Source organism: Actinomadura sp. BRA 177 (assembly GCF_013372625.1).
Taxonomy (GTDB): Bacteria; Actinomycetota; Actinomycetes; order Streptosporangiales; family Streptosporangiaceae; genus Spirillospora.
In genome coordinates, this window is sequence record NZ_JABXFD010000479.1 from 1 (window position 1) to 4,638 (window position 4,638).

The window sequence follows — 4,638 nt, forward strand, 5'->3', positions numbered from 1 at the left end:
GTGTGGAAGAGGCCGAGTCCCTGCCGGGGGCGGCCGCCGCGTCCCCGTGACCGCCCCCGGACGGGACGAGCGGCAGGCCGCGGCGGTACGGGGCCTGGCCCGCGCCGCGATGGCGCTGGACCGGCCCGCGATGACTCAGACCGTGCGGACCGCACTGCGCCGGGACGGGGTCGTGCGGGCGTGGGACGGCCTGATCGTGCCCGTGCTAGCCGGAATCGGACGCAAACATGCCGCGTCCGGAGAGTGTGTGGAGGTCGAGCACCTGCTGTCCACGGTCCTGCCCGGCTGCCTGGCCGAAACGGCGCCGCCCGACCGGCCGCTCAACGTCCGTCCGGTGCTGCTCGCCTGCGCGCCCGAGGAGCAGCACAGCCTGCCGGTGCACGCGCTGGCCGCCGCGCTGGCCGAGGCCGGCGTGAACGCGCTGGTGCTGGGGGCACGCGTGCCGCCGCCGGCGCTGGCCGCCGCGATCCGGAGGGCCGGACCCAACGCCGTGTTCGTCTGGTCGCAGACCGCCGAGACTGGTGACCCCGCGTGGCTGGAGGCGCTGCCGGCCTCTCGTCCGCCGCACCGCCTGGTGGTCGGCGGGCCCGGCTGGGCGCGTGACCGGCTCCCGGCGCACGTCGCGCCGGTGACGGCGCTCCCCGAAGCCGTCACCGAACTGACGTCCCTGCTCGGGGTTTCTTGACCTGGCCCCGGGTGCGGGGCCCGGTCGCTTTGCGCCGTCTTGTTCACCACTTCCATGGGCTTTGTCTATGAATAAGTTTTGAAGCGATTTTCGCGGGCACCCTGGAGCGCATGACCCTGGCACAGCGACTCGCGGACGGCGATGAGGCGGCGCTGACCGAGTGCTATGTCGCGCTTGGCCCGCTGGTCCGCCGGCACGCGGGAAGGCTGGTACCCGACCACGTCGTGGACGACGTGGTCCAGCTGGTCTTTCTGGAGGTCTGGCGCCACCGGCGACGCTTCGACCCGGCACGCGGCCTGGAGCCGTGGGTCCTGGCCATCGCTCGCAAGCGGGCCATCGACCAGCTGCGCGCCGAGGCGCGGCACTCCAAGAGGTCGGTGCCGCTGGACGACACCGCCGGCGTACCGGACACCACCTGCGCCGTGGACGCCGCATGCGACGTCCGCGACGCGCTGGCCGGGCTCTCGGCCCCGCAGCGGCAGGCGATCGTGCTGGCCCATTTCGGGCAGCTGACCCAGCGGGAGATCGCCGACCGCCTGGCGATCCCGCTCGGCACCGTCAAGGCACGCACCACCCGCGGGCTGCGGCGGATGAGGGAGCTGCTGTGACCCCTCCCAAGCCACCGCCCGGCCCGGCACCCGGCGGGCATCCGCGTCCTCGGCTGGCGGTGTCCAGTTGCCTGCTGGGGGAGCCGGTCCGCTACAACGGCGGGCACAGCCGCGACCGGTTCCTCACCGGCCCCCTCGCGGGCCACGTCGACTGGGTCCCCGTCTGCCCCGAGATCGAAATCGGTCTCGGCGCACCCCGTCCCACGCTGCACCTGCTCAGCGACGGCCGCATCGTCAGCAAGGACGAGACCTCCGACCACACCGGCGCGATGGCCGCGCTCGCAGACGACCGGATCCCCGATCTCGCCGACATCGACGGGTACGTGTTCAAATCCAAATCGCCCAGCTGCGGGCTGTCGAGCCTGCCGCGCTACGCGTCCGGCCAGCCTGAGGAACGTACCGACGGGCAGCCGGTCGACCGCCGGGGCCGCGGTGTGTTCGCCGCCCTCGTCACCGACGCGCTCCCGCACCTGCCCACCGAAGAGGACGGCCGCCTCCGCGACCCCGTCCTGCGCGAGCACTTCATCGAGCGGATCTACGCCCACGCCCGGCTGCGCGAACTCTTCGCCCGCGACTGGCGCCCCCGCGCCCTGGTCGCCTTCCACAGCCGTCACAAACTGCAGATCCTCGCCCATGAACCGTCGGCCTACCGGGAGATGGGACGTATCGTCGCCCGAGCGGGTACCTGGCCGCGCGAGGACCTGGAAACCGAGTACCGGGGCGCTTTCAGCGAAGCCTTCGCCGTCCGGCCCAAGCGCGGCCGTCACGCCAACGCGCTCCTGCACCTCTTCAGCCCGCTGAGCCAACACCTCGACCCGACCCGCCGCCACGACGTCCTGGCCGCGATCGAGTCCTACCAGCGGGGCGAGGCGCCGCTCAGCGTCCCGATCGCCCTGCTGCGCCACCACGCCGAAGGCGAACACCTCGCGTACCTGGCCCAGCAGACCTACCTGGACCCCTACCCCGCCGACCTCCTCCTCCGCCACCACATCTGACAGAGATGATGTAGATGAGCGCCTCCCGGCGGGGTCTGACCCAGCATCTGACTGACTTCGGGTCTTCAACGGGATCTGTCGGCCTTGGCCGGGAGGCGCTCATGTGCACTCACCGGACGTGGCGTTGTGACTTCATAGGAGCCTGGCTAGAGGCCCCGCTTCGCGCCCGCGAAACAAGGGTTACGGGTCGTTCTGCGATGCGCCCGCTGCCTCGCTGCTGCTAGGTACGGCAGTGTGGTGCGGCAGGCCGTGCGTCCGCCGCTGCTCCTTCATCTCGGCCTCGTACACGTGCCGCCGACCCTCCATGAGCCGGGCACGCACCTCGTCCTCGAGTCGGCGGAACGTCTGGTAATAGCCGTCGTCGTACTCCTCGACGAGCTGGAACGTCCACCGGCCGGTCAGGACATTGCGGCCGATCATTCTTGATGTCGTGCAGGGTGCGGCCGACCTGGTGAGCACTCTCTTCGACAGGGTTGTAGGACGTCACCAGGATGCCGTCGGAGGGCAGGCTCGGGCGAGTTAGAGCCTGCGTCACTGTCGTGAACGCTTTTCGGTCTTCTTCGCGTTGCCAGCCTTCGGTGTTCACCTCTTACTCGTCCGCCGGGGAGGCAGGGTGGGTGTAGGTCCGCCAGGCCTGGGCGGAAAACCAGGTCAGAGTTTGAGCGAGATGCTGGATTGCGCCGGCGGGGGAGTTCGGCGCAGGTGGAGGCGACGTAGCCCGAGCCGGTCTCCCAGAAGGCGATGAGCGCGTGGCGATCCTCGTCGAAGGCGTACGCGGTCACAGTTCTCCCTTGATGGCCTTTCCACGATGCCAGGGCGTCGGGCGCAGGGTGACGAGGTTGGACCTCCTCGTCGCCGCCCATGCCCGCTGCTCGGCGACAGCCCAGAGGGCCCCGAGCGTGGACGATCTGTCCGTGATGTCCGGCCTGCTGAGGGCGAGGCGATGTCCAATCGGCGGGCCGGAGGGGTGCTCTGTGGTGCCGGTCCGGGTGACGGGATCCACCATGATCACGTACAGGTACAGTGATGGAAACAGTGATAGAAGATCTTGGAGTCACTTCAAGATCGTCGTCATATGACCTCTGACCTGCGGAAACGTCGGAGCGGGCGACGGGAATCGAACCCGCGTAGCCAGTTTGGAAGACTGGGGCTCTACCATTGAGCTACGCCCGCGCGGGGATGGAGGGCCCTGGTGGGCCTCGATCGCCATCCCGTAGCGTACAGGGTTCTCCGGGGCGGCGTGGTCGGTGGGCTGGGCGGCAGCGGGCGGGTGTGATCGGGACTAGACTTCTCCCGTCATCGCGGTCGGCGGTGATGTGCGGGCTGTAGCGCAGTTTGGTAGCGCACTGGCTTTGGGTGCCAGGGGTCGTGGGTTCAAATCCCGCCAGCCCGACCGGAGGAGGCCGGGCGCGCCGTGTGGGCGCACCCGGCCTTTGGTCATTTCAGGAGCTCGCGGGCTTGGGTTGCGGCCTTGGTGAGTGCGTTCGGCAGGTTTTCGGGGTGGGGGCCGCCTGCGTGCGCGATCGGGCCCTTGCCGCCGGCGCCGCCGCCGAGTTCGTGGGCGGCCTCGGTCAGTAGGTCGCGGGCTTGGAGACCGGTGTTCGCGCCCGCCGCCGCCATCAGGGCCGCCTTGCCGTTTGATTCGGTGCCCAGGATGACGACGCCCTGTCGGTCGAGGATGCCGGTTGCGATCGTGCGGAGGTCTGGGGTCGTCAGGTTGGGGATCAGGTGCGTTACCAGCCAGCCGTTTGGGAAGTGCTCTTTTTGGGAGGCGAGGTGTTGTACGTGGGTGTTCAGTTCTGCTCGGTGGAGTGCTTCCAGGTGGCGTTGGGCTTCTGTCAGGGTTTGCAGGCGTTGGCGTAGGCGGTCGGGGGCTTGGCCGGGGTGGACGTTCAGGAGGCCGGCCAGTTCGTTGAGGATGTGGATTTGGTGGTCGTAATGGCGGAGTGCGTCGGTGCCGGTGAGGGCTTCGATTCTGCGCAGGCCGGTGCCGATGGACGATTCGCCGATGATGTGGACGGGGCCCGCCTGCGAACCGTGCCCGACGTGGGTGCCGCCGCACAGTTCGCGTGATGCGTCGCCGATGTCCACGATGCGGACGGTGTCGCTGTACTTCTCGCCGAAGAGTGCCAGTGCGCCTGCTTTCTCCGCTTCTGTTCTGGTCGCCTCCCAGACGTGCACTTCGGGGTCGTCGAGCAGGTAGTCGTTGACCAGGGTTTGGAGGTGTCCATTCACGGGGTGAAGCCGTGATCAGGCCTTTGCCGGTGGTGTCCAGGGGGTTCCGGTGAGGGCTTGGTGGATGGCGTCGATGGGGCGGACGCCGTGGTTGCGGGCGCTGATGAGGTAGGAG

Annotated in this window: 5 protein-coding genes and 2 tRNA genes; 4 read left to right on the plus strand and 3 right to left on the minus strand. The window is 69.3% G+C overall.

Annotated elements, in window-relative coordinates; translation table 11 throughout:
* The 3 genes from HUX53_RS27930 to HUX53_RS27940 form a co-directional block, all read left to right on the plus strand.
* On the plus strand, positions 1-685 hold a 685-nt coding region (locus HUX53_RS27930; RefSeq protein ID WP_217919998.1), incomplete at its 5' end, for a cobalamin-dependent protein.
* Positions 686-795: 110 nt separating this feature from the next.
* Positions 796-1,293 (plus strand): RNA polymerase sigma factor, encoded by a 498-nt coding sequence (locus HUX53_RS27935; RefSeq protein WP_176406199.1) that lies wholly within the window; start codon positions 796-798, stop codon positions 1,291-1,293.
* Complete coding sequence (locus tag HUX53_RS27940; RefSeq protein WP_309237471.1) at positions 1,290-2,288, plus strand: DUF523 and DUF1722 domain-containing protein; 999 nt, start codon at positions 1,290-1,292, stop codon at positions 2,286-2,288. The genes HUX53_RS27935 and HUX53_RS27940 overlap by 4 nt, the downstream gene beginning before the upstream one ends.
* A 180-nt stretch (positions 2,289-2,468) precedes the next feature.
* On the opposite strand, the gene HUX53_RS27945 is transcribed toward HUX53_RS27940, so the two are convergent.
* Positions 2,469-2,708, minus strand: coding sequence for a hypothetical protein (locus tag HUX53_RS27945; protein WP_217919999.1), 240 nt, complete (start codon positions 2,706-2,708; stop codon positions 2,469-2,471).
* A 682-nt stretch (positions 2,709-3,390) separates the two neighbouring features.
* Positions 3,391-3,461: transfer RNA gene (locus HUX53_RS27950), tRNA-Gly, on the minus strand.
* A 146-nt stretch (positions 3,462-3,607) separates the two neighbouring features.
* Between HUX53_RS27950 and HUX53_RS27955 the strand changes: the two genes are divergently transcribed.
* A tRNA-Pro gene (locus tag HUX53_RS27955) sits at positions 3,608-3,681 on the plus strand.
* Positions 3,682-3,725: 44 nt separating this feature from the next.
* Here the strand turns inward: HUX53_RS27955 and HUX53_RS27960 are convergent.
* Positions 3,726-4,523 (minus strand): DHHA1 domain-containing protein, encoded by a 798-nt coding sequence (locus HUX53_RS27960; protein WP_176406200.1) that lies wholly within the window; start codon positions 4,521-4,523, stop codon positions 3,726-3,728.
* Positions 4,524-4,638 lie beyond the last annotated feature (115 nt).

Bases quoted from the DNA above. Each gene is read 5' to 3' on its own strand.
- HUX53_RS27935 (WP_176406199.1), top strand. From the start codon at position 796: ATGACCCTGGCACAGCGACTCGCGGACGGCGATGAGGCGGCGCTGACC.
- HUX53_RS27945 (WP_217919999.1), bottom strand. From the start codon at position 2,708: ATGATCGGCCGCAATGTCCTGACCGGCCGGTGGACGTTCCAGCTCGTC.